22 protein-coding genes are annotated in these 24642 nt (G+C 34.6%); 10 read left to right on the top strand and 12 right to left on the bottom strand.

What is annotated here, in order from left to right; translation table 11 throughout:
• Window positions 1-32 precede the first annotated feature (32 nt).
• The 4 genes from mtaB to CHRYMOREF3P_RS18330 all read right to left on the bottom strand — a co-directional run bounded on the left by mtaB (window position 33) and on the right by CHRYMOREF3P_RS18330 (window position 5224).
• Window positions 33-1379, bottom strand: a complete 1347-nt coding sequence (gene mtaB, locus CHRYMOREF3P_RS18345; protein WP_077413979.1) for a tRNA (N(6)-L-threonylcarbamoyladenosine(37)-C(2))-methylthiotransferase MtaB — start codon at window positions 1377-1379, stop codon at window positions 33-35.
• Between the two features lie 66 nt (window positions 1380-1445).
• Window positions 1446-2036, bottom strand: a complete 591-nt coding sequence (locus CHRYMOREF3P_RS18340) for a DUF1572 family protein (RefSeq protein WP_180565206.1) — start codon at window positions 2034-2036, stop codon at window positions 1446-1448.
• A gap of 88 nt (window positions 2037-2124) precedes the next feature.
• Entirely contained in the window at window positions 2125-4227 is a 2103-nt protein-coding gene (locus CHRYMOREF3P_RS18335; RefSeq protein WP_077413977.1) for a T9SS type B sorting domain-containing protein, read from the bottom strand.
• A 199-nt stretch (window positions 4228-4426) separates the two neighbouring features.
• On the bottom strand, window positions 4427-5224 hold the full coding sequence (locus CHRYMOREF3P_RS18330) for a hypothetical protein (RefSeq protein ID WP_077413976.1): 798 nt from the start codon (window positions 5222-5224) through the stop codon (window positions 4427-4429).
• A gap of 204 nt (window positions 5225-5428) precedes the next feature.
• On the opposite strand from CHRYMOREF3P_RS18330, the gene glgP reads away from it, so the two are divergent.
• A complete protein-coding gene (glgP, locus tag CHRYMOREF3P_RS18325; RefSeq protein ID WP_180565205.1) occupies window positions 5429-7093 on the top strand; it encodes an alpha-glucan family phosphorylase in 1665 nt (554 codons plus the stop codon).
• A gap of 72 nt (window positions 7094-7165) precedes the next feature.
• On the opposite strand, the gene CHRYMOREF3P_RS18320 is transcribed toward glgP, so the two are convergent.
• Window positions 7166-7354: a DUF6496 domain-containing protein gene (locus CHRYMOREF3P_RS18320; protein WP_077413974.1), complete on the bottom strand. Its 189-nt coding sequence runs from the start codon at window positions 7352-7354 to the stop codon at window positions 7166-7168.
• A gap of 12 nt (window positions 7355-7366) precedes the next feature.
• Window positions 7367-7840: a hypothetical protein gene (locus tag CHRYMOREF3P_RS18315; RefSeq protein WP_077414246.1), complete on the bottom strand. Its 474-nt coding sequence runs from the start codon at window positions 7838-7840 to the stop codon at window positions 7367-7369.
• Window positions 7841-8161: 321 nt separating this feature from the next.
• Between CHRYMOREF3P_RS18315 and CHRYMOREF3P_RS18310 the strand changes: the two genes are divergently transcribed.
• Window positions 8162-10291, top strand: coding sequence for a S9 family peptidase (locus CHRYMOREF3P_RS18310; RefSeq protein WP_077413973.1), 2130 nt, complete (start codon window positions 8162-8164; stop codon window positions 10289-10291).
• Between the two features lie 54 nt (window positions 10292-10345).
• Here CHRYMOREF3P_RS18310 and CHRYMOREF3P_RS18305 read toward each other — a convergent pair whose 3' ends face one another.
• The 3 genes from CHRYMOREF3P_RS18305 to CHRYMOREF3P_RS18295 are packed head-to-tail and all read right to left on the bottom strand — an operon-like array spanning window position 10346 to window position 12936.
• Complete coding sequence (locus tag CHRYMOREF3P_RS18305; protein WP_180565204.1) at window positions 10346-11170, bottom strand: GLPGLI family protein; 825 nt, start codon at window positions 11168-11170, stop codon at window positions 10346-10348.
• 8 nt (window positions 11171-11178) lie between these two features.
• Window positions 11179-12687 (bottom strand): thioredoxin domain-containing protein, encoded by a 1509-nt coding sequence (locus CHRYMOREF3P_RS18300; protein ID WP_180565203.1) that lies wholly within the window; start codon window positions 12685-12687, stop codon window positions 11179-11181.
• A 54-nt stretch (window positions 12688-12741) separates the two neighbouring features.
• Window positions 12742-12936 carry a hypothetical protein gene (locus CHRYMOREF3P_RS18295; RefSeq protein WP_047382371.1) on the bottom strand — a complete coding sequence of 65 codons (195 nt, stop codon included), beginning with the start codon at window positions 12934-12936 and terminating at the stop codon, window positions 12742-12744.
• Window positions 12937-13086: 150 nt separating this feature from the next.
• On the opposite strand from CHRYMOREF3P_RS18295, the gene CHRYMOREF3P_RS18290 reads away from it, so the two are divergent.
• The 8 genes from CHRYMOREF3P_RS18290 (at window position 13087) to recG (ending at window position 22183) form a co-directional block, all read left to right on the top strand.
• Window positions 13087-13461, top strand: coding sequence for a helix-turn-helix domain-containing protein (locus tag CHRYMOREF3P_RS18290; protein WP_077413970.1), 375 nt, complete (start codon window positions 13087-13089; stop codon window positions 13459-13461).
• 161 nt (window positions 13462-13622) lie between these two features.
• Entirely contained in the window at window positions 13623-15278 is a 1656-nt protein-coding gene (locus CHRYMOREF3P_RS18285) for a peptide MFS transporter (RefSeq protein ID WP_077413969.1), read from the top strand.
• Window positions 15279-15410: 132 nt separating this feature from the next.
• Complete coding sequence (locus CHRYMOREF3P_RS18280; RefSeq protein ID WP_180565202.1) at window positions 15411-17165, top strand: peptide MFS transporter; 1755 nt, start codon at window positions 15411-15413, stop codon at window positions 17163-17165.
• Between the two features lie 62 nt (window positions 17166-17227).
• The gene (locus tag CHRYMOREF3P_RS18275; RefSeq protein ID WP_180565201.1) at window positions 17228-17683 is read left to right on the top strand and encodes a DUF1016 N-terminal domain-containing protein; all 456 of its coding nucleotides are present in this window, start codon (window positions 17228-17230) and stop codon (window positions 17681-17683) included.
• Window positions 17611-17823 (top strand): PDDEXK nuclease domain-containing protein, encoded by a 213-nt coding sequence (locus tag CHRYMOREF3P_RS24415; protein WP_180565798.1) that lies wholly within the window; start codon window positions 17611-17613, stop codon window positions 17821-17823. Before CHRYMOREF3P_RS18275 ends, CHRYMOREF3P_RS24415 begins: the two co-directional genes overlap by 73 nt.
• 23 nt (window positions 17824-17846) lie before the next feature.
• Complete coding sequence (locus CHRYMOREF3P_RS18265) at window positions 17847-19358, top strand: peptide MFS transporter (protein ID WP_077413966.1); 1512 nt, start codon at window positions 17847-17849, stop codon at window positions 19356-19358.
• A 43-nt stretch (window positions 19359-19401) separates the two neighbouring features.
• A complete protein-coding gene (locus CHRYMOREF3P_RS18260; RefSeq protein WP_077413965.1) occupies window positions 19402-19935 on the top strand; it encodes a thioredoxin family protein in 534 nt (177 codons plus the stop codon).
• Window positions 19936-20095: 160 nt separating this feature from the next.
• The gene (gene recG, locus CHRYMOREF3P_RS18255) at window positions 20096-22183 is read left to right on the top strand and encodes an ATP-dependent DNA helicase RecG (protein WP_180565200.1); all 2088 of its coding nucleotides are present in this window, start codon (window positions 20096-20098) and stop codon (window positions 22181-22183) included.
• 615 nt (window positions 22184-22798) lie between these two features.
• Here the strand turns inward: recG and CHRYMOREF3P_RS18250 are convergent.
• The 3 genes from CHRYMOREF3P_RS18250 to CHRYMOREF3P_RS18240 form a co-directional block, all read right to left on the bottom strand.
• Window positions 22799-23245 (bottom strand): response regulator, encoded by a 447-nt coding sequence (locus CHRYMOREF3P_RS18250; protein ID WP_077413963.1) that lies wholly within the window; start codon window positions 23243-23245, stop codon window positions 22799-22801.
• A complete protein-coding gene (locus CHRYMOREF3P_RS18245; protein WP_077413962.1) occupies window positions 23238-23819 on the bottom strand; it encodes a helix-turn-helix domain-containing protein in 582 nt (193 codons plus the stop codon). The genes CHRYMOREF3P_RS18250 and CHRYMOREF3P_RS18245 overlap by 8 nt, the downstream gene beginning before the upstream one ends.
• A gap of 286 nt (window positions 23820-24105) precedes the next feature.
• A complete protein-coding gene (locus CHRYMOREF3P_RS18240; protein WP_077413961.1) occupies window positions 24106-24618 on the bottom strand; it encodes a GNAT family N-acetyltransferase in 513 nt (170 codons plus the stop codon).
• Window positions 24619-24642 lie beyond the last annotated feature (24 nt).

The following is a 24642-nucleotide window of genomic DNA, read 5'->3' as shown; positions in this document are numbered from 1 at the left end:
AAAATAAATTTAGTGGAAATTTTGCAAAGAGCCTATGCTTTTGCTAAAAAATTTTGGTAGGAAGATTGCACTGAAACCGTGCCATCTGACAGGATTTTTTCTAAATTTAGAAATTCGATTTTGTTTACTGAGGCAGGGTCAAAGTCTTTTTGAACTCTCACATAGTTTTCTGTGAAGCCAAACATTTTCCCGTCTTTATTTTCGTGCTCCCAAAGAACAGGAAGCGATTTTCCAAGTTGTGTCTGATAGAATGCCATTTTCTTCTTTTCAGATAGAATTCTAAGCATTTTATTTCTTTTTTTTCTTTCAGCTATTGGAACAACACCTTCCATTGCAGCGGCTTCCGTATTTTCTCTTTCTGAATAGGTAAATACGTGAAGGTAAGTGATAGGAAGCTCATTAAGGAAATTATAGGTTTCCATAAATATCTCCTCTGTTTCTCCCGGAAATCCTACAATAACATCTACACCAATAGCCGCATCAGGCATTACCTCGCGGATCTTGTTTACTCTGTCATTATACAGTTTTGTCAGGTAACGGCGTTTCATCTTTTTCAAGAGATCATCGCTTCCGGACTGTAATGGGATATGAAAATGAGGAACAAAGCTTTTACTTTTAGAAACCAGCTCAATACTTTCATCTTTCAGAAGGTTGGGTTCAATAGAAGATATACGGATTCTTTCAATCCCTTCTACCTTATCCAGTTCTGAAATAAGATCAAGGAAAGTATGCTCGTGTCTTTTATTTCCGAATTCACCTTTACCATAATCACCGATATTCACCCCTGTAAGAACAATTTCTTTGATGTCTTTTGCAGCAATTTCTGTGGCATTTCTGAGAACATTTTCGATAGTATCAGAACGTGAAATTCCTCTTGCTAACGGGATCGTACAATAGGTACATTTATAGTCACAGCCATCCTGAACTTTCAGAAAAGCCCTGGTTCTGTCACCAATAGAATAACTTCCGATAAAGAAGTCTGTTTCTTCAATTTCACATGAGTGAACTATTCCTTCACTTTCGGATTTCTCTAAATCATCAAGATAGCTAAGAATATTGAATTTTTCTTTTGCTCCTAAAACGAGATCAACCCCTTCAATTTGTGAAATTTCTTCAGGTTTCAATTGTGCATAGCATCCAACAATAACTACCAGTCCTTCCGGATTGGCTTTCATTGCTCTTTTTACGTGCATTTTACACTCACGGTCAGCATTTTCTGTCACGGAACATGTATTGATAACATATACATTCGCTTTATCATCAAAACTTACCTTATCATAACCAGCATCTGTTAATTGACGGGCAATAGTAGATGTTTCTGCAAAGTTTAATTTGCAGCCAAGTGTATGAAACGCGGCAGTTCTATGAAAAGTAGACATTTGTTACTCCTGAATTTTATGGGTGCAAAGATAGTAATTTTAATAAGAATCCAAGATTGATTCAATCTATTGTTTATATTCATCCCTTACTTCAGGGCTGTTTTGAAAGCAGACGGGTGACGAATTGGCATCCGGTTCATTATTTAAAAACTTGCCTTTCATTTCTGTATTAAATTCCTGAGAACGGTTTCTGGCAATAGTCAGTGTATTCCAATCTTCATTTTTTATCATCTTAGCGATATAAACAATCTGGCCGATATGATAAGGATAGTGAGCCAGCTGGCGGAGAACAGCATCAATAACAGGGTGAGCTTCCCCTCTGATATAAGTTGTTGAATACATATTATCATCATTTATCTTTTCTAGAGCATCAAAAAAACATTCCCAGCCTTTTTCCCAAAAATCCAGTACCTGCTCTTTAGTCGTAAATGTATTGACAAATTCTCCATCACGATTACGCCAGGATTTTTCTCCATCTTCAGTCAGAAAATTAGTCCATCTTGAAAGCATATTTCCTGCAATATGCTTCACAATGACGGCAATAGAATTACTTTCATCATTATGCTGCCAGAACATCTGTTCATCAGTAAGCTGACCAAATGTTTTATCTCCCAGGGATTTATAATATTCAAAACGTTTTACAAACAGGTCTTTCATTTTTTCTATTTTGATAACTAATTTAAAAACTTTTAAAAATAAAAACCACTTCAAACGAAGTGGTTTTATCTATGCTTTATATTTATTGTTATTCCCTGTTTTTCACCAATACCCAACCTGTAAATTTGATTGCTGTATTATTTTTATCATTTTCATTCCATGTGATAGAATACCAGTAAGTTCCGGTAGGCACTCTTCTTCCGCCCTGTGTACCATCCCATTTATAGCCATTTGATTTATCTGCCTGGAAGATTTTGTTTCCATAGCGGTCAAAAATATTCATGATCAGGTTTTGCTTGCTGCCTAATGCTGAATAATCAATCACATCATTCACGCCATCTGCATTCGGGGTTATCACGTTAACCAAATTTGGTACAACCACTCCTATTTCTATGGGATCACAATCGTAAGCGTCTTTTACGTATACTTTATGATCTCCTCTTGAAAGATTATTAAAAACATTGGAGTCCTGCCAAATGATATTGTCTATTGAATATTTATATGCCGGATTTCCTCCTGTTACGGACACCGTAATTGTATTATTAGAAATATCAATTCCGGAAACAACCGGCTGCTCGGAAGGAAGTACTTTTACTGTTTGTGTAGCAATACATTCTCCGGTTTTAAGTTTTACCCAATATACTCCAATTCCTGCTTTGATCGTTTGAGTAGTGGCTCCTGTGCTCCATTCGTAGCTTTTGAATCCTGCACCCGCATCCAGCGTGGTCTGATCTTCTGCACAAATAGTTACATCTTTAAGAGTAGCAGAATATACCGGCGCAATAACGACTAAGGTAATTCTGGCTACTGCATAACATCCCTGAGCATTGGAAACTCTTACATATACAAATCCATTTGGAGCAATATAATTATTAGCATTCAAAATCTCATTAGTCTGATTGACAGCATCCGTCATTGAAGGATAGTATTTTTTTGTAGGATTCGTCTGACCCGTTACCGAAGCATTTACAAGATTGAAAGATGCTGTGGAAGGATTGCCTTCGATGAAACATGATCTTAATGTCACTTCATTCACAACAACTACCGGATAAAACTTCAATGTGATCTGCGCGACTGCTGTACAGCCAAATTCAGAGATGACTTTTACATAAACAACCCCTTCTGCAGATACAAATGCCATGGGAGTTGTAATTTCATTGATACCGGCATTGAGATCCGCCATCGTGTGATAATATTTCTTAGTGACATTTGGGTTTCCAATAACATCTGCTGTGGTTAAATCAAATAAAGCTGTACCCGCATTATTATTGTTACATTCGGTTAATGTTACATTCTTAACTGTAATAGAACCGTCTTTGAATTTAAATGTCCCAACCTGTTTACATTTATTAAGCGGATTGGTGGCATTGGTTGGATCGGTATAATTGATACTGTAATAGTAAACAGTAGTTGTATTTACTGTGATTGGAGCTGTAATAGGATTATTCCCTGTTAAAGCATCATTCTGACTCAGATGGTAACTTACATTAAAGTTTTGATTTCCATTAAGAATTCCTGCAGACAATGTAGAAAAATCAAACAGAGCTGTACTTGAGCATATTACCACTTCTCTCGGATCGGCAGGGTTGGCCGCCGGAATTCCAGGAGGGTTAAACGGCTGCGTCTGGATATTAGGATCTGTAAACGGTGAAGCCAGTGTGGCAGTTCCGCCCCATGTCAAAGAAAACGGAGCAGTTGTAGAACTGGTGCTGCTTACCCAGTTGTCAATAAACAAATAATACGTTTGCCCTGGTAAAACATCCATATATCTGCAATAAGGAGTCAGAGAACCTCCGGCAGCACTTAAAAGAGTACTTGTCATATTTAATCCTGTAGCAGGACCGGGCCCGATAACTGTTGCAGCATTACAACGTATTGGTGAGCCTAAGCTTCCACAGGTTACATTAGGGCCAAAAATAGCCCAGTCATAATCGGCATCCGGATTATTCGGAACAAGATCAAAAGTAAGGGTACCTCCAGTAGCAATCGTAATTTTATACCAAATGGAATTATGCTCTCCGGTAAAGTCTATACAACTTCCCGAGTTGACCAATTCTTTTATATTACCATATCCTGTAGGACTGTAAGTGATATTTGAGTTTCCGCAGACGGACAATGCAGTGGCACAATCTGCCTGAGAATAATAAGTATGAGAGATGCACAGAAGTATGAAAAGTAAAAGTTTTCTCATAGATTACATGTTTTTATGGTTCATTAGTTATACATCGTATTGATATTCAACGTACACCAAATATACCCATATTTTAATTACAAACAATAAAATCTAAATAATTTTAAACTATTTCAAATCAAAACAGCAAATAATTTAAAATAGTTCATACAATTTCAAATTAAAGCACGAAATAACCAATGTGTAAATAAACAAAATTTTATTTTATACTTGTAATATTCCCGCACAGATTTTCGAGATGGAATATCTTATGGAAAGGACTCTTTACTTCCGTCAAATGTTCTTTATCCTGGATAAAGGTATATCTTGAAGCAATAGAATTCATATCTGAAACAATTACCAGCCAGCATTCATCCACTGAGGTATCGTAGTAAGGAAATTTTTCATTTTTCTTTTCAATGAGTTCCAGGATTTTTTCCGAGCAGAGTTCATCAAAAAGGTTCATGTTATATTCATGAGTGATAAAGACATTTCTCCGGTGAAAAGATTTTCTTATGCTTTTTACACAACCCATGGCTTTATTTTTCTTGATGCTTTTATAGATATTAATAATATTTTCCTGCTGTGCTTCAAGATGATCAAATTTAGTTTCCTGGTGGAATTCTAAAAAATAAACACCACGATATTTCGTAGTGTCTTCCTGTTCTAATAATATTTCTGCCTGACGGAACATTTTATTCAAAGTACTTTCCACTTTTTTCATTTCCAGATGATTGATTACTTCAGTCAGTTCTATTCCAATTTTTTTGTCGTTTAGCTTTGCGATAAAGTCTGGGCTCTCGCAGGTAAGGTTTTCAAATTTCACTTCGGGGAAGTGATGCATAAAAGAATTGAGAAGTAGAATCTCGGATTTCTTTCTGTATTTTTCACGGTCATGAAGCGGAGATTCGTCTATGGTACGGTGATACTTCTCTATGGGCTTTTTTTTCAAATGCCTGTTCAGATAATATAAACTTAGATTCTTTATCAGATCTTCCTCAGAAAACGTCTTTTTCATGTGTGATTTTTTTATTTAATTAAGAACACATGCTGCCATGGGCTTTCATCGTTAAAAGTTTTTGATAATCAAAATTTTACACACTTAAAGGTAAGTAAAAAAACAATTCAACACTTCGTTTTAAAATTAATTTATCTGTTAATTAATGTAAAGTTTATTTTCATAATTAATACCTTTGTCTTTTTCTAACACAAACGCACATTTATGGATTTTAGGAATTTCAGAATACCCTACAATATCAATCCTCAATATTCAAAAAAAACCGCCTATTTTTCGATGGAATTTGCTCTTGAGCAAGTACTTAAAATATATTCGGGAGGACTTGGCTTTCTGGCAGGATCTCATATGAGAAGTGCCTACAATCTTAAGCAGGACCTTATAGGAATCGGTATTCTTTGGAAGTTTGGTTATTATGACCAGGCGAGAAATCATGATCAGACTTTACAGCCTGTATGGACGAGAAAAATGTACAGCTTTCTGGAAGATACCGGAATAAAATTTCAAATCGAAATCCACAGTGCTCCGGTTTGGGTAAAAGTATGGTACCTTGATCCTGAAACGTTCAATACGGCACCAATGTTTTTTCTTTCCACAGATGTTCCGGAAAATGACCACGTTTCCAAAACGATCTGTCACAAATTATATGATGCCAATGAATCTACCAAGCTTGCCCAATATATTTTATTAGGAAAAGGAGGAGCCAAGCTATTGGATGAATTGAATATTGAAAGAGATGTTTACCATCTTAATGAAGCTCACGGACTTCCGGCAGCCTTTTACCTGTTGAAAAAATATAACGGAGACCTCAGTAAAGTTAAGGAAAAACTGGTTTTCACGACCCATACACCTGAAGAGGCAGGAAATGAAAAACATAGTTTCAGATTATGTTATGATATGTCCTATTTCTCCGGTTACAGCATGGAAGAAGTAAAAAAGATTGAAGGCTCCAATGATGACCGTTTCAATCATTCCCTTTGTGCATTGAGGATGGCCAGAATTGCCAACGGAGTTTCCCAGCTTCATGGTGTGGTTTCCAGAGCCATGTGGAATAAATATTCTGACATCTGTGAAATTACGTCTATCACTAACGCACAGGAATTTAAATATTGGTCTGATAAACCTTTATACAACGCCAAAGACGAAAATGATGCAACTGTTTTTGACTACCGTAAAAAGTATTTAAAGAAAAAGCTGTTCAGTATTGTTGCAGATCAAACAGGAAATTTATTCAACCCTAATATCTTTACCATTGTCTGGGCAAGAAGATTTGCAGGCTATAAAAGAGCAGAACTTCTTTTACATGATAAAGAAAGATTCTATAGGCTTCTGAACAACCCGAAATATCCGGTACAAATCATCTGGGCAGGAAAACCTTATCCAATGGACTATTCCGCCATTTCCACATTCAATACTTTGGTGGAGGAAAGTAAAAATCATAAAAGTATAGCTGTTCTTACGGGATATGAACTTTCCTTAAGTAAATCTTTAAAACAAGGTTCGGATCTATGGCTTAATAATCCCAGAGTTCCAAGGGAAGCTTCAGGAACTTCCGGTATGACAGCAGCCATGAACGGCTCAGTGAATTTATCCACTGATGACGGCTGGATCCCGGAATTTGCCAGACACAGAGAAAACTCTTTCGTTGTTCCGAAAGCAGATTATCTGAATATGAGCATCTATGAACAGGACAACTATGATTTAAACAAATTATATGAAATTCTTGAAAACGAGATTCTTCCAACCTATTATGATCATCCTGATGAATGGAGAAAAATCCAGCACAATGCAATGAATGATGTGAAAGATCATTTCAACAGCGACAGGATGGCAGATGAATATTATAGAGTGCTTTATAATGAAACGAAATAGAGAAAATACGAATTCTCAGTTTTATATCTCATAAAAATGCCTGGAAAAATTTCCGGGCATTTCTTTATAGGTTTATTTACTATTTTTCTTTGCAGGCACTTTAAGACCCTTTTCTTTCGCTTCAGAAATGCCGATGGCTACGGCTTGCTTTCTGCTTGTCACTTTCTTTCCGGAAGAAGATTTCAGTTTTCCTTCTTTGAATTCGTGCATCACTTTTCCTACTTTGTCCTGAGCTTTTTCTGAATATTTAGTCTTGCTCATGATCATATTTTTTTAAGATTTTGGCAGGGATACCCCTAATTCATAAACGCAGGCATGTTTCAAATACTTTGAACGCTCTCTCGATGTTACCGATTCAAAATGATCATTTTTGATTACAATGATCGGATCTTCCGCATTTTCAATTTCAAAATTGGCAAAATATCTTTCATCGGGTGGTGATTGCTGTTGTCTTGCTTTAATTTTTTGCAATTCATCCGCATATTTTCTGAATCCCGGATCGGAGGAATGAATAAATTTGTATTCATCGCCTGCATACACATGGTAATGCATTTTTTTCTCTATCAACCCTGCTTCATCAGTAATTTCGGGATTATCATTTCCGTCTCTAAACACTACTTCTACCAATTTTCCTCCTTTTTTATGTGCGCATTCTTCGGCGTCATTAAAACTGGAAAAACCTGTATAAACAATCTGGTCGTTTAATACATAACGGTTCAGTTTCTGGTTATATGCATTCGTTTCCATAATTATCATTTGATTTGATTTATAGTTATTATATATTCAATTTTTTTGCCAAATTGCCTTTTTTAAAAATTTCATTTCTGAATATTTATTATTATTTTAAAGCTGAAAACTAAAAATATTTAACCCTGAAAAATTTCAAGACTACAATTAAAGGAAGCAAATGGAAGTTCTTTCTGCGCTCCTGAAGGACATTATCCTCCAGAAACAGAATATCCGGGACGATGCATGAAGCTTATAAAATCGGGACTTGATATCTTGATTTTGTATTTTATATGGTTATATAAGTAAGAATTATTAAATTTGGAATCATTAAAATTAGAAATGAAAAAGCTCCTATTAACTCTTACTGTTGCTGCTGTATTCCAAAATGTGTCAGCACAGGAAATTACTTTAGATAAAATATATTCAGGATATTACCGTGGAAAAGGGATCGCAGGAATCACATCCATGAAAAACGGTGAAAATTATCTTGTGATTGAACCATCAGGAATTGCAAAATATTCTTATAAAACGTCACAGAAAGAAGGAAATCTTGTGGACGGAAAGTTTGAAAGCTATATTTTTTCTGATGATGAGTCTAAAATCCTTTTACAGGTAGGCAGCCAGCCTATTTACAGACATTCTTTCCTTGGAAAATTTGATGTAAAAGATTTAAAATCCGGAAAAGTAACCAGCCTGAATGAGGGAAAAACAGTTCAGGAGCCTACATTTTCACCTGATGCGACAAAAGTGGCCTTCATTTCTGATAATAATTTATTCTATCAGGACCTTGCTTCAGGAAAAATCACACAGATTACTACTGATGGTAAAAAGAATTCCATACTGAATGGTTTGGCAGATTGGGTTTATGAAGAGGAATTCGGACATGCAAGACAGTATGAATGGACCAGGAATTCTGATGCCATTGTATTTGTAAAATCTGACGAAGGGCAAGTACCTGAAATCTATATTCCTATCTACGGAAAAAGCCTGTATCCAGCTGAAATGCGTTATAAATATCCAAAAGCAGGTGAGAAAAACTCTGTGGTTTCCGCACAGCTGTACCGTCTTGACAATGGAAAAACAATGCAGCTGAACTTAGGTTCTTTCAAGAATTATTACATCCCGAATGTATTTCAGACTGCAAAACCGGATGAAATTGTTTTAATTACTTCTGAGAGAATTCAGAATGCTTCAGATATTTTAAAAGTAAATACCAAAACAGGGGCAGTTCAGAAATTATTTACTGAAACTGATGATAAATGGATTGATACAGACAGCCCTACTCTGGAGTTCCTTGAGGATGATTCTTTCCTTTGGGCTTCTGAAAGAGATGGAAACCGCCACCTTTACTGGTATGACAAAGATGGTAAGCTTAAAAAACAAATCACAAAAGGAAACTGGGAGGTAACTGATTATTATGGATTCAATCCAAAATCGAAAGAAATTTACGTTCAGACTACCGAGAAAGGAAGTATCAATAAGATTGTTTCCAAAGTAAATATTGAAAACGGAAAATCTCAGCTGATCTCCAATGCTGAAGGAAACAACTCTGCCAATTTCAGCAAAAACTATAATTACTTCATTGAAACCTCTTCTACAGCAGCAAAACCTTACACTTATGTTTTAAAAGACGGGAACGGAAAAGCGGTAAAAGAACTTCAGAACAACAATGATCAGTTACAGAAATTAAAAACGGATAATTTTGTTGAAAAAGAGTTCATCACCATTCCAAATGCTGTAGGCGATCAGATGAATGCATGGATCATGAAGCCTAAAAACTTTGATCCGAATAAAAAGTATCCTTTATTTATGTTCCAGTATTCCGGACCGGGATCTCAGCAGGTTGCCAATTCATGGGATAATGGAAATGCAATGTGGTTCAACCACCTTGTACAAAAAGGCTATATTGTAGCTTGTGTAGACGGTCGTGGAACTGGTTACAAGGGAGCAAAATATAAGAAAGTAACCTATATGAATTTAGGGAAATATGAAATTGAAGATCAGATCACGGCGGCAAAGTGGTTTGGAAGCCAATCTTATGTTGATAAAAGCAGAATCGGAATGTTCGGATGGAGCTTCGGTGGTTATATGACCAGCTTAGCAATGACCAAAGGTGCAGATGTTTTCAAAATGGGAATTGCCGTAGCACCGGTAACCAACTGGAGATATTACGACTCTGTATACACGGAAAGATTTATGAGAACTCCTCAGGAAAACCCTGATGGATATGATAAAAACTCTCCTACAGAATATGCAAATCTGTTAAAAGGTAAATTCCTTCTGATTCACGGAACTGCTGATGACAATGTTCACTTCCAGAACTCTATGGAATTCTCTGAAGCATTGATTCAAAACAAAAAACAGTTTGATTTCATGGCTTACCCGGATAAAAACCACGGGATCTATGGTGGACAGACAAGACCTCAGCTGTATCAGAAAATGACAGATTTCATTTTGAATAATTTATAAACAATACATTATAACTAATAAAAACCCCCTTCAAACTTTTGAAGGGGGTTTTTATTAAGGATATTTTACAGCTTTATCTAACTCTATTGGATTATTGAAAGATTTTATTTTTTTTCTTTCGTTAGCTTCAGCTGGTTTCAACTGTTCTTTGGTGAGAATGGTTCCGTCTTCAAGTTGCAACTTCTTTCCTTCAGGTAAGACAAGTCTTCCATTCATTATATATTTAAAAGGACTATCATACAATTCTAACTTCAATTTATCCAGTTTAACCTGATTAACAGGAATTGCTCTGGAAATAGAGTTTTCTAATGAAACCTGTTTATAATCCTCTGTAATTTTTTCGCTTTTTATGATCTTGAAATGATAATCTTCCTTTGTGTCATACAAGTCTACAATGAGCCCTGGTAATCCATTAAATTTATAGGGGCCATAAGGAATAGGAATATCTTTAGAAAACCATGCTACCCAACTTCTTCCTCCAAATTGTGTTGTTGCCTTTTGAAGGTGAAGTTCATCAGCTATCTTGATACTATCTGTAATTTTCCAGTTCTGTTCCGCCTTTTCATCTATTTTATAAAAATTCACATCTCCTATATATTCATAGTTTTGGTATTCATTATTATCATTTTTTTTAATCAGAAATGAAGTCTGTTTATACCCTTTAAATCCATATTGATTTTTAGTCGCAAATATTGAATCATTGATATAGTATATTCTATTATAATATTTCATTTCATCTTTAGAAATATCCAGATTAAAATTTTCTTTAATAAGATTTTTTGAGGTGGAATCTTTCTTAGATACAACATCATATACAAATCTGTTGCTTTGAGCAAAACAGGTGAATGTTCCCAATAATAAAAATAATAGCTTTTTCATAGTTTAATTTACTCAATCATTTCAGATAAGAAATATTCTAAATCTGCTCTGTCATATTCGATAGGGTATTGATAACCATTGATAAAAATATCCGGTGTGAAATTAATATCATTTATCTTTCTCCATTTTTTCTGATTATTTAAGGTCGCAATGACATTTTCTTGATTTTTAAATAAATGAGAATACTTATTATTCCATTTATCTATTCCATTTTTATCTGTTCTTATCTTATACCACTCTTCCAAAGCTACAAAAAATGTGGTTTTATCTTCCGAATTTTCATAAATGCTGGCCATATTTATGTAGGTGGAACGTAATTCTTCAGAAAAATTATCCAGATCTGCATCCAATACAAGGCGAACATGAATTTTATTACCGTAATTATTTATTATTCTCATAAATGTCGGGTAGAATTCTTTACAATATTTACAAGAAGGATTCGTCACTAAAGTTAATGTTAAATTAGAATCCGAAGTTCCAAAATTAAAAGAACTTAAAAAATCGTCATTAAGAGCTTTCTTTTGAATTGAAAGATTATTTCTGAAAAATGTATAGTTCTTTTTAAACCTTGAACTTTTTACAATCTCTTCTTTCAATTTATTGTTCCAATTAATTTTTTCCTTTAAATAAAGAAGAAACAAAGCAGAAGCCAAGACAAACAAACCATATAAAACGATAGAAAATGGATTGATCTTTACAAATTGATTTGGTAAAAAGTATAAAAGAGCCAGCTGGGCATAAACACAAAGTATGATACCAATACAAACCGGACACAGCTTTTTAATAATAATGATCTGATAGTACAATGAAACAAATGAAACGGGTATAAACAAATAGAATATATACTTATATACAAAATAGTAAAAACTCAGATCTTTGTATATCGCTAAAACTATAAAACTAATAATTTGAGAGAAAAAGAACAATAAAGAGATTTCAGATATATCCAAAAACTTCCATTTCTTATAATTAAATACATAATCACAGTCAGTTTTTAACATCTTATTCTGACATACCCCTAAAGGTATAATTGTTCCTTTACCATGCGTTTTTTTATAGGCTTCATAAGAAAGGAAAATTCCTAAAAATGAAAGTGATAAAAATGCGATTCCCGCATAAAAGAAAGAAAAGTCTAATAATAAAACAGACAATACTAGAGTTCCCAATAAAAGGCTACTCCATAAGAAAAGATTATTTTTCTTCTTTTCATTGTAAAAACTCTCTGACTTGTCAACTAATAAAACAACATTAGAAGTTGAAATATCATATTTTTTTTTCTCTTCTAATGTAAAATTTCCTTCATTGATTGAAAGAAAGTTTTTAGGCAGCAGCTCAACATCTTCTTCATCTATTTCAAAAATTGAACAATCAATATTAAAAAAATGAAGTGTATCGGAAAAAGACAGAATATTAGGAAATTCCGGATGTCCATTTAACTGGTATTCAAACTCAGTCTTATCAATATGGATATCGACAAGATTTAAATAGCTTGTTAATATATTAATATTTTTCTTCATAAATACTTAAAAATAATCAGCAATGAAATTTCATTGCTGATTACGATTTTAATTTTAGTTACAACATCCTCCTCCGCATCTTGCACTACCATCTCCAGCACAACCAGCTTGTACACATCCGCACTCTACTTCTCCACCACCGATTCCGATAATAGTTCCTCCTCCGTTTCCTATTTTCCCTCCTTTAAGTGATCTTAATTCATTTCTGGATAGACTTGCTTTCTTCATTTTCAAAGAATTGTTTTTCATAATGTTTTAATTAAATATTCTGTGTCATTATTGACTTTTCAAAACTATAAATTAAAATCTCTAGTAAGAGAAATAGATCAGGTATTTTTTTGGCAAATTTCTTGCAAAACATGTACATGTTTTGCATATTTGCAATAGACATTAAGAATCATGAAGCAAGAAAAACTAAAAAACCTACGAAAACTCAAAGGCATCTCTCAAGAGAAGATGGCAAAAATTTTATCTACTGATCCTTCAAATTATTCCCGGAAAGAACGGGGCGAGGTCAGAATACATGAAGATGAATGGAAGAAAATAGCTGAATCTCTCAGTGTTTCTATTTCTGATATTAAAGAAGAGGAAGAAATGGTGTTCAGTAATAAAAATTCCACATTCAAAGACTCTGCTCAATATCAGTACATCCAAAATTTCAATTATTCAATCATTGAAAATTTACAGGACTACATTGATTTTCTAAAACAAAAGATTTGTGAATTAAATGAAGAAAATCAAATACTAAAATCTCAAAATGATTTTAGCTCATAGAATCTTCTATATATAATATAATCATTCATGAATAATCACCCTCCCTTTCAATTTTCTTGAAAGGGATTTTATATTTATTTCATTAATCATTTAGGCAAGTATTATTTATTTTATCAATTAAAATTAAAAACTTATTTTTGGGAAATTTGAAAATTGAATATATGAAGACTAAACATCCTAAAGGCCTGCCCTTCCTCTTTTTTACGGAGATGTGGGAACGTTTCGGGTATTACCTGATTCTTGGAATCTTTGTGCTGTATGTTATTGAGCCTACCGGTATGAAAGGGGGCCTTGGACTGCCTGACAAAACTGCTGATGATATTTTCGGAACTTATATTGCCTTAACTTATCTGACTCCTTTCATTGGTGGATTCCTGGCAGACAGAGTTTTAGGATATATTAAATCTATTTATCTGGGAGGCTTTTTAATGGCTGCCGGATATATAGGAATGGGAGTGTTTAAAGATTTGCCTCTGTTTTATGCTTCACTGGCATTAATTATTATTGGAAATGGTTTCTTTAAACCTACTATCTCAACGCTATTAGGAAACCTTTATTCTGAGGAACCTTATAAAGCTAATAAAGACTCCGGATATAATATTTTCTATATGGGAATCAATATTGGAGCATTTATCTGTAACATTATTGCGGCATTTATGCGTAATAAATTTGGCTGGGGTGAGGCTTTTATTACTGCCGGAGTGGGAATGCTTATTGGTATGGTGATTTTTACCATCGGAAGAAAGCATTATATCCATGCTGCACAGATGAAACCCGTACAGGAAGGAGATACCAAGCTTTCGGAAATTATGCTTAAAGTATTTGTTCCTGCTATTATTGCCGGAGCAATAGGTTGGTTTATTCCTAACAATATTTTTGGAAGTGACAGTACAGATGCCTTTATTTTTGCATGTGTACCTGTAATCTACTTCTATGCATCTCTTTACTTTAAAGCTAAACCAGATGAAAAAGCTTCTATCGGAGCATTACTTTCTGTATTCCTGATCAGTATGTTCTTCTGGGCTGTTTTCAAACAGAATGGTACAGCTTTAACGAGATGGGCGAATTATTATACGGACAGAAGTGTTCCTGCTTCTCTTGAAAAACCATTGGAAGGTATTTATATGGTGGAAGGCAAGAGCTATGAAAACAAAGAAACTCCGGTTTATGACAATCAGTTCAGATCTCAAAAGGATGACAAAGGAGAAACTAAGAAAGAAACAGGCAAAGATGTTTATTTTAAAAACATTTCTTCTGAACAGCGTGTTGCCCTTGAGAAAAACCCTGAAAACAAAGTATATTTATACAATACAGAATTATTCCAGTCTATCAATCCATTCTGGGTTATTGCTCTGACTCCAGTGATCGTTGGATTCTGGGCATTATTGAGAAGAAAAGGAAAAGAACCCCTGACTCCTACCAAGATTGTTTTAGGATTATTTATTTCAGGACTTTCCTGTCTGGTAATGGTTTTAGCAGTAATGGCCGGAGATAACGGAGCTGTAAAAGTATCTCCTCTATGGCTTGTTGCCAGCTATGGAGTAATTACCATCGGGGAATTATGTTTGTCTCCAATGGGACTTTCATTTGTTTCAAAACTTTCCCCTGCAAGGATCACCGCATTGATGATGGGAGGATTCTTCCTTGCCAACTCTGTGGGAAATAAGCTTTCCGGAATCCTGGCAAGTACGTGGTATAATTACGAAAACAAGACGAATTACTTCCTTGTCAACTTCGGTTTGTTAATATTTGCTACACTTTTAGGTCTTTCTATGTTAAAAAGACTGAACAAAATTATGAAAGAAAAAGGACATTAATCCTTGATATTATAACGATTAGCAAGCTGCGGAATAGTTCCGCAGCTTTTTTATTTAAAAATAAAATTAAAACCTTGCCAAAAACCCAAAATAAACTATATTTGTCAGTCTTAACAAAAATTAACAATAGAAATGGATAATATTGAAGCATTGAGTCCGAAACCGGATGAATTTGTAGAGAATAAGAATTCCAGGCATCCTAAAGGATTATGGGTTCTTTTCGGAACAGAAATGTGGGAGCGTTTCAACTTTTATGGGATGAGAGCACTTTTGACGCTCTTCATGGTAAATTCCTTATTAATAAAAGAAGCTGATGCGGCGATCATCTATGGTGGATTTCTAGCTTTATGTTATTTAACACCTCTTTTAGGAGGGTTTATTGCTGATAAGTATATCGGAAACAGATTTGCAATCATTATTGGTGGATCATTAATGGCTATTGGCCAGTTTCTATTATTCATCAGTGCCTCTACCTTCTCCGCAGATCTGGGTAGTTCCAAAATGATCATGTGGTTAGCTTTATTCGTTATTATTTTTGGTAACGGATTCTTCAAACCGAACATTTCCTCAATGGTAGGAAGTCTTTATCCAAAACAGGAAAAGTCTAAACTGGATTCAGCTTTCACTATTTTCTATATGGGGATCAACATTGGAGCATTCTTAGGTCAGTTTATCTGTCCATACGTAGGAGACGTAAAAGATGCTGCGACTGGAGTAAGAGATATCTTTGCTTTCAAATGGGGATTCTTAGCTGCTTCTATTGCAATGATAATCGGAACAATAACATTCTTTATCCTTAAAAATAAATATGTAGTAACCCCTGAAGGAAGACCTATCGGAGGATTGCCTAAAAACAATACAAGTGCAGACTTTGAAGAAGGAGAAACGCAGACTGCTAAATTCTCAGGAATGTCTTTAGGTATTACTGGAATTATATTTGTGATTTTATTCTTTGCTTTCCGATATCTTCTTGTAGGAGAATTTGGCTTTAAAGCAGTAGAAATGGGTCAATTGATCAAAGGAATTATTTATCCATTCATCTATGCAGCCGGTATTTCCTTAGCATTCCTGATCATGAGTTCTGCTGAAAACAAAATTGAAAGACAGAGAATCTGGGTAATCTATATCGTATCATTCTTTATTATTTTCTTCTGGGCTGCATTCGAACAGGCAGGTTCTTCTTTAACATTTATCGCAGATAACCAAACAGACAGAAACATTTTCGGTTGGAATATGCCACCTTCAATGGTTCAGATCTTTAACGGAATTTTCGTAGTTCTATTGGCAGTTCCTTTCAGTTTGTGTTGGGATAAGCTAAGAGCAAAAGGAAAAGAACCGGTATCTCCATTCAAGCAAGCAATGGGATTAGCGTTAATAGCTCTTTCTTATTTTATCATTGCACACAATGTAAAAGATCTTGGAAACTCAGGATTATTAGCAATCAAATGGTTAATGCTACTCTATTTCATCCAGACTTGTGGTGAGCTTTGTCTTTCTCCGATTGGTTTATCATTGGTTGGTAAACTGGCTCCAAAAAGATTTGCCTCATTATTATATGGTGTTTTCTTTATCTCTAATGCTGCAGGATACGCTTTGGCAGGTTCATTAGGAGCTCTTATCCCTGCAACAGGTGATAAATTTACAAAAGCACAGGAAATAGGAGTTAACCTACAGGATGTTTTGGATAAAAAAGTAACCTTAACAGCTGACCAGGTAGCTGCCTTTGATAAAGCTCAGTTACCATTACACAACCCTACTTTTGTAGGATTTGAGATTCACAACTTATTCGAATTCTTCATGGTATTCGTAGTACTTTGTGGTATTGCTTCTGTAATCTTAGGTTTAATTTCACCTATCTTAAAGAAAATGATGCACGGTGTAAACTAAGTGTATTAACAAAATATGAATAAAACCTCTGCTAAGTCAGAGGTTTTTTTTATTTTCGTACGATGGAAATTTCCGAAGATTTTTTATTCCAATCCGTAAAGGAGATCATTAAGCAGTCGCGCGAAAAAGTTTTTCGGATAGCGAATTCTACTTTACTGCTCACCTACTGGAAAATCGGAAAACTTATTGTGGAAGATGAGCAACAGGGAAAAGAACGTGCAGAATACGGAAAATATACGCTCAAAAAGCTTTCTCAAAAGTTTACTTTAGAATTTGGAAAAGGCTTTGACTACACCAACCTATCTAATATGCGGAAGTTTTACACAGCATTTCCAATTGTTGACACATTGTCTCAACAATTGAGCTGGTCTCATTACAGATTACTCTCAAGCCAAGATAATAAAGATAAAAGATACTATTATCTGAATGAGTCAGTACAAAATAACTGGAATGTAAGGGATTTGATAACCCAACTATCGGAATTCTACTATGCTCAGAAAAGGATGAGACCATTGTAAAGTATTCCGTTCTAAATGATAAAAACAATTCATTCGCCAGCAAATACCTGCTGTACCTCCCAAAAGAAGAAGAATTAAAACAAATTATTGACCAGGACAGAATCCGTTTTGAACTGGATCAGAAAGATAAAAACCCTTAATTAGAACTTAATCATATATCATTATGAGCTTAACTTTAGATGAAATACAAGATTTCAAAGGAAAATATCCCAGACAGATCTGGAGCCTTTTTTTCTCTGAAATGTGGGAACGTTTCTGTTTCTACGGAATGCGTGGAATGCTGGTCTTCTTTATGATCTCACAGCTTAATTTCCATGAAAAGGAAGCCAACCTTCAATATGGCGCCACTCAGGCTTTCGTATATGCCTTTACTTTTATAGGAGGTCTTTTTGCCGATAAAATTTTAGGATTCAGAAAATCCCTCTTCTGGGGAGGTCTCCTGATGATTGTAGGAAGTTTAATTCTTGCTACAGATCCTCATAAATTCTTTTTCCTCGGAATAGCATTCACCGTAGTGGGTACAGGTTTCTTTAAACCTAATATTTCATCCATGGTGGGACAACTTTATAAACCTAATGATTCAAGGGCTGATGCAGGCTTTTCGCTTTTCTATGCAGGAATTAATCTTGGGGCATTATTAGGTGGTTATTTGTGTATTGCCATTGGTAAAGGAGAATTCCTAAGTAATATTATTGCAGAAGAAATGAGATGGCATATTGCTTTCGGACTGGCTTCGATCGTAATGGTGATAAGTTTAATTAATTTTGTATTTACACAAAGAACATTGGGCACTATTGGTCTACAGCCGGGACATCCTTTAGCAGAAGAAAAAACAGCTCCTATACCAAAATGGAAAGAATACGGAGTATATGTATTGTCACTGGTTTTTGTACCCATTATTATGATCATGGTTGCTCAGACAGAATATACAGATTATTTCATGTGGACCATTGGGCCATTAACCTTAATTTATCTATTCTATGAAATGTCCAAAGTAACAGCTTCAGAACGTAAAAAATTATGGGCAGCTCTGGTTTTCATTATTTTCTCCATCATATTCTGGGGAATTTACGAACAAAGTGGAGGCTCTTTAAGTATTTTTGCAGCTAAGAACCTGAACAAGGATCTTTTCGGATTAGACCCTAATGGTGTGAATAACTCTGGAGGAGCTTTCTTTATTATTTTCCTTGCTCCAATTATCGGACTTCTTTGGATTTGGCTGAATAAGAGAAAAATTGAACCTAATACCATTATTAAATTCGGATTAGGATTTATTTTCCTGGGATTAGGATATTATGCCCTATTTGCTACCCGATTGTTCGCAGACCTTCAGGGAATTACTTCATTGAATTTCTTTACCCTGGCATTATTAATCATTACTCTTGGTGAACTATGCCTCTCTCCTATCGGATTATCTATTATGACCAAACTGTCTACCAAGAATCTGCAGGGGATGATGATGGGAATGTGGTTTCTTGCTTCTGCGTATGGACAGTATGTTGCAGGGATTATCGGAGCCAGTCTTGCTACGGCAAAAGAAGGTTCCACCAACTATGATGAATTGATCACTTATACTGATGGATATAAACAATTAGGATTATATGCAATAATTGCCGGAGTGGTATTAATTTTGATATCTCCGTACGTGAAAAAATTAATGCAGGATGTAAAATAAAAAGAATAAGTAATTATGCTTATTTTTAACTAAATATCACAATATGAAGAAATTTTTAAGCATAATTCTCTTAGTTTTATTAAATTTCAGTTTTGCCCAGGTAAAGTGGATGACCATTGAGGAAGCTTTAAAAGCCCAAAAGGAAAATCCTAAAAAAATACTGATTGATTTTTATGCAGACTGGTGCGGCCCATGTAAAATAATGGACAAAAAAACTTACGGACATCCTGTAATTGCTCAGAATCTGAACGAGAATTATTATCCTGTAAAGTTTAATGCAGAAGAAAAAAAGAGTATTGATATCTTCGGAAGAACATTTTCAAACCCTAATACCGAGCACAGAAAAGGAAAAAATTCACTGCATGAGTTTACACAGTATATGAATGTAGGTGCTGTTCCAAGCACCGTATTTCTGGATGAGCATGGAGATCCTATCACCATTCTTCAGGGAGAATTATCAGCCAAAGAACTGGAACCCTACCTGGAACTGATCTCAAAAGATTTGTTCAAAAAGATTAAAACCAGAGAACAATGGGAAGATTACCAGAAAAAGTTTAAATCTAAAATCAAAGATTAATATAGAGATCCGGATTTTCGGATTTAATTTTAAAAATTCACCATACAGACTTCCAATTTTTTGGAAGTCTTTTTAATTTTACCGAAATTCGAACCTTTATTTCTTTTGTCAAAAAATAAGGATCAAAAAATTCAAAAACCCGCATCCTGAAATCTGAAAAATGAATCTCGAAACCTCCATAGAATACGTAAAAGGCATAGGCCCGGAAAGAGCCAAACTTATTAAAAGTGTATTGGGCCTGACTACTGTTGAAGATATGCTGAACTTCTACCCTATCCGCTATCTGGATAAAAGTAAAATTTATACCGTTTCTCAGCTTCGGGAAGAAAGCAGCCAGGAAATACAATTGAGGGGAAGAATCACTCATGTTCAGGAAATCCAGACTGGGAAGACTAAAAGATTATCTGCGAAATTCAATGATGAAACAGGCAGCATGGATCTGGTATGGTTCCAGTATTCAAAATGGCTGAAAGAACAGCTTCCTATTAACAAGGAGGTTTATATTTTTGGGAAAATCAATGTTTTCAACCGCCAGTTTTCTATGCCGCATCCGGAAATAGAAGCTGAAGAAAGTAAAGAAGGAGATACAAGACTTAAACCTATTTATCCGAGTTCAGAAAAACTAACTAAAAGAGGATTAAGTCAAAGATTTTTTCAGAATGCATTGAAAAATATCTGCAAAGAAATTCCGGGTCTTATTGAAGAGAATTTTCCGGAATACCTCATGAAAACCTTTAAATTCATGTCCAGACAGCATGCTTTTCTGAATGTTCATTTTCCGAAAGATAAAGAGCATTTTGATAAGGCTGATTACAGGTTGAAATTTGAAGAATCATTCTTTTTTCAATTAGGATATGGCTTAAAAAAGCTTCACCATAAAACACAGGCTCATGGCAACCCTTTCCCAATTATTGGGGATCATTTTAACGATTTCTACGAAAACCACCTTCCTTTTGAGCTTACCAATGCACAGAAAAGGGTATTAAAGGAAATCCGTATTGATATGAAAAGGCCGATTCAGATGAACAGGCTTTTACAGGGTGATGTAGGATCAGGGAAAACGATGGTGGCATTGTTAACCATGCTTATTGCTATGGACAATGGTTTTCAGAGTTGCTTGATGGCTCCAACAGAAATTCTTGCCCAGCAGCATTATAATGGTATCAAGGAACTGTTAGAAAAAACCGGAATCAACATCCGTATTCTGACCGGTTCTACCAAAGCAGCGGAAAGGAGAATTATCCATGAAGAATTGGAAAATGGTACACTTTCAATCCTGGTAGGAACCCATGCAGTTTTAGAAGATAAGGTTAAATTCAAAAATCTGGGATTAGCAATTATTGATGAACAGCATAGGTTTGGAGTTGCTCAGCGTGCTAAACTTTGGGCCAAAAACAAAATTCCGCCTCATATTCTGGTGATGACCGCTACTCCTATTCCGAGAACACTTGCGATGAGTTTTTACTCAGATCTGGATGTTTCTGTGATTGATGAAATGCCTGTAGGAAGAAAACCTATCATTACGGCTCACAGACGTGAAAAAGACAGACTATATGTTTATAATTTCTGTAAAGATGAGATTAAAAAAGGCCGGCAGGTCTATTTTGTATATCCGCTTATTGAAGAATCTGAAACCTTAGATTACAAAAATCTGGTGGAAGGTTTGGAACATGTCATGGATTATTTCTCAGAATACAACGTGACCATGCTTCATGGGAAAATGAAACCGGACGAAAAAGACGCGGCAATGGCTTATTTTGCTTCGGGAAAAGCTGAAATTATGGTGGCAACTACAGTAATTGAAGTTGGAGTAAATGTCCCTAATGCTTCCGTAATGGTTATTGAAAGTTCAGAAAGATTCGGACTTTCACAGCTTCATCAATTAAGAGGTCGTGTAGGAAGAGGTGCTGAACAGAGTTACTGTATCCTGATGACATCAGACAAATTGTCGAAGGAAAGCAGAACGCGTATTAAGACAATGACTGAAACCAATGACGGCTTTAAAATTTCTGAAGTGGATATGCAGCTTCGTGGTCCGGGAGATATTCTGGGTACCCAGCAAAGTGGTGTGGTTGATTTTAAGAGATTGGACCTGATTAATGATTCGGCGATCATTAAAACAACAAAAAATACGGTAGAAAAAATTCTGGAAGCGGATCCGATGCTGTCCAGACCTGATAATCTGATCATTAAAAACTATTATATCAGATACTACAAAGGAAAAAACAAGTGGAGTAAAATTTCATAAAAAAACCGCAGAAAATACTTCCTGCGGCCCCCTTATAAAACTGTTATTTAGAAGAAATTACTTTTGATATATTCAAAAATTTATTTAATAGTTAAGGCTTAATATTTTGTGATGTGGTGTGGTGTGAAAATATCTATATAACAATATATATTTAGATAAGCTAAAACCTTAACTATTAAAATAAATTATGAAAAACAAAATGAATTATTTTTTTCCAACTTGCTTATTATAAAAACTAACTGAGTTTCGCTGGAGATGAGGGAATGAAACGAATAAAAATACCTCCAACTACTTTTGAGTTTTCATGATTGTACCGTTTTGTTTAAAGATCTTCTATGCTTTAAAATTGGAAAATTAGTATAATCCATTTTGTTAACTAACATCGTGATTTATATAATTTTTGTTTTTAGAAACAATTACTTCTCATTCATCTGTATCTTCTACTATATAATGAAATTTGTGTCTCAGATTACTTTTACAAATGTCAGTATATTAATTCAGATCCTTTTTATATTATTTTAAGTATTAGTTATAAAATTTTCACTTATTTGTGAATAGTATGCATCAAATACGATTAATACTTTCTTAATACAAAATTAAAAATCCCTTTATTCATCATACTTTTAGAATAAAATGATCTTTATTCAATCCTGAAGTGTGATACTGCCAATTGATTGTAATAATTTCTGTAAGTACTTTTTTAAGACTCTCAAAAGACTCAGGTTTTTTCATGAAAATATTGGCCCCTTTTACAAAAATATCTTCAATTTCATTTTCCGAAATAGGTTCAGAAAAAATGGTCGTTACCATATTATTGAATTTTGAATTCGCTCCAATTTCTTCCAGGCATTCCAAGCTGTCTTTTCCAGGGATCGTGTATTTTATGAAAACAATTTCCGGAACTACGGCATCATCATTATTCAGATATAACATCATATCTTTTCCGTTACAGAAGCATTGAACTTTTATAGAGATTTTCAACTCTTTCAAAATATTTTTAAAAAAAATCAAGGTGTTTTCATCGTTATCTGCTACTATTACGTTCAGAAATTCTTTATTCATACTGCATTTTAGGGTTTATTACCGTGCTTTGAGCTCTTCTTCGTTTTCCAATAATCTTTTGAAACTGGGAGGGAGTGATTCCCGTTGTATTTTTAAACTGGGTGCTCAAATGCGCCACACTGGAGTAATTCAGCTTATGGGCTATTTCTGTAAGGCTTTGTTTATTTCTTATGATCAGGGCTTTCGCGTGCTCTATCTTTTGCAGAATAATAAAATTCTCAATAGATGTATAAGCAACTTCGGAAAATAGGTTGGAAAGATAACCATAGCTGTGATTCAGTTTTTCAGCAATATATATGGATGCTTTTACCGGTATAATCTCATCAGAAAAGACCAGTTCTACGATAGCATCTTTTATTTTCTGTACCAACGCAGTCTTTTGACTTTCTATGATTTCTATACCATAATCTTCAAGATTTTTCTTAAAAAGACTGTGTTGTTCTTGTGTAAGGGGCTCATAAAATTCCACTTCACCGAAGTTCAGCAACCTGTACTTCAGCCCGTGTTCTTTAAGTTTTTCGTCCAATACCTTCTTGCAAAGGGCATTGAAATCAAATTTAACATACATTTTCATCCTAGTATATATAAGCCAGTTTTATTTAGTAAATATAATAATTTATTTCATTTAAAAGTGAAATAGCTGCAAATTTTTTATTTTTACCAAATAGACGCAAAAACTCCTGTATTTAAGAATACAGGAATTTAAACACTAAGGATGAAAAAAATATACTGATAAAAAGCTGTGTCAGCTCAAAACCAAGCATATGAATGTATTGTTATAAGTGATTTGGTTCTGAAGCAAAGATCATTCAAAATAAGAAGTCACTTGTTATAGAATTACAGGATAAAGTTACAAAATTTTAAGTCAATGATAAGTGAATTAGAAATTCCATCATGTAATCATCCATTACAAATCCGTTCCCTATATCGAAAATACCTTCCCCATAAACCCTGTATCCTTGAGACTCATAGAAGCTTCGGGCAGCATTATTTTTATTCACATTCAAAATAATTCTTTCATTTCCGTTTTCAGAAACTTTTTCATGCAGAAACTGAAGTGCTTTTTTGCCGAATCCTTTACCCTTACTCTCCGGAACAAGATAAATACGGTGCAGCTTGGTTGTTTTATCTTCATAATGATGTTCATATCCGATAAAACCTTCGTAAGAGTCATTATTTTCATCCTGAATGAGATAATAATGGTAATTAGGATTCTGAAGGTGGTTCAGAATTTCTGTTTCAGAATACATTTCGGAAAGCATAAATTCCATTTGTTCTTTTGAAAGAATGTCTGCATAGGCATTTTCCCACGATCTTCGTGCCAGATCTTGAATTAAAGGGACATCCACGGCTGTTGCCTGTCTTAATTTCATGATTTATTGTATTATTATGATTAA

This window comes from Chryseobacterium sp. JV274 (assembly GCF_903969135.1).
Taxonomy (GTDB): domain Bacteria; phylum Bacteroidota; class Bacteroidia; order Flavobacteriales; family Weeksellaceae; genus Chryseobacterium.
Note: the sequence above shows the minus strand (reverse complement) of the source record. Positions and strands in the feature narration are given on the sequence as shown.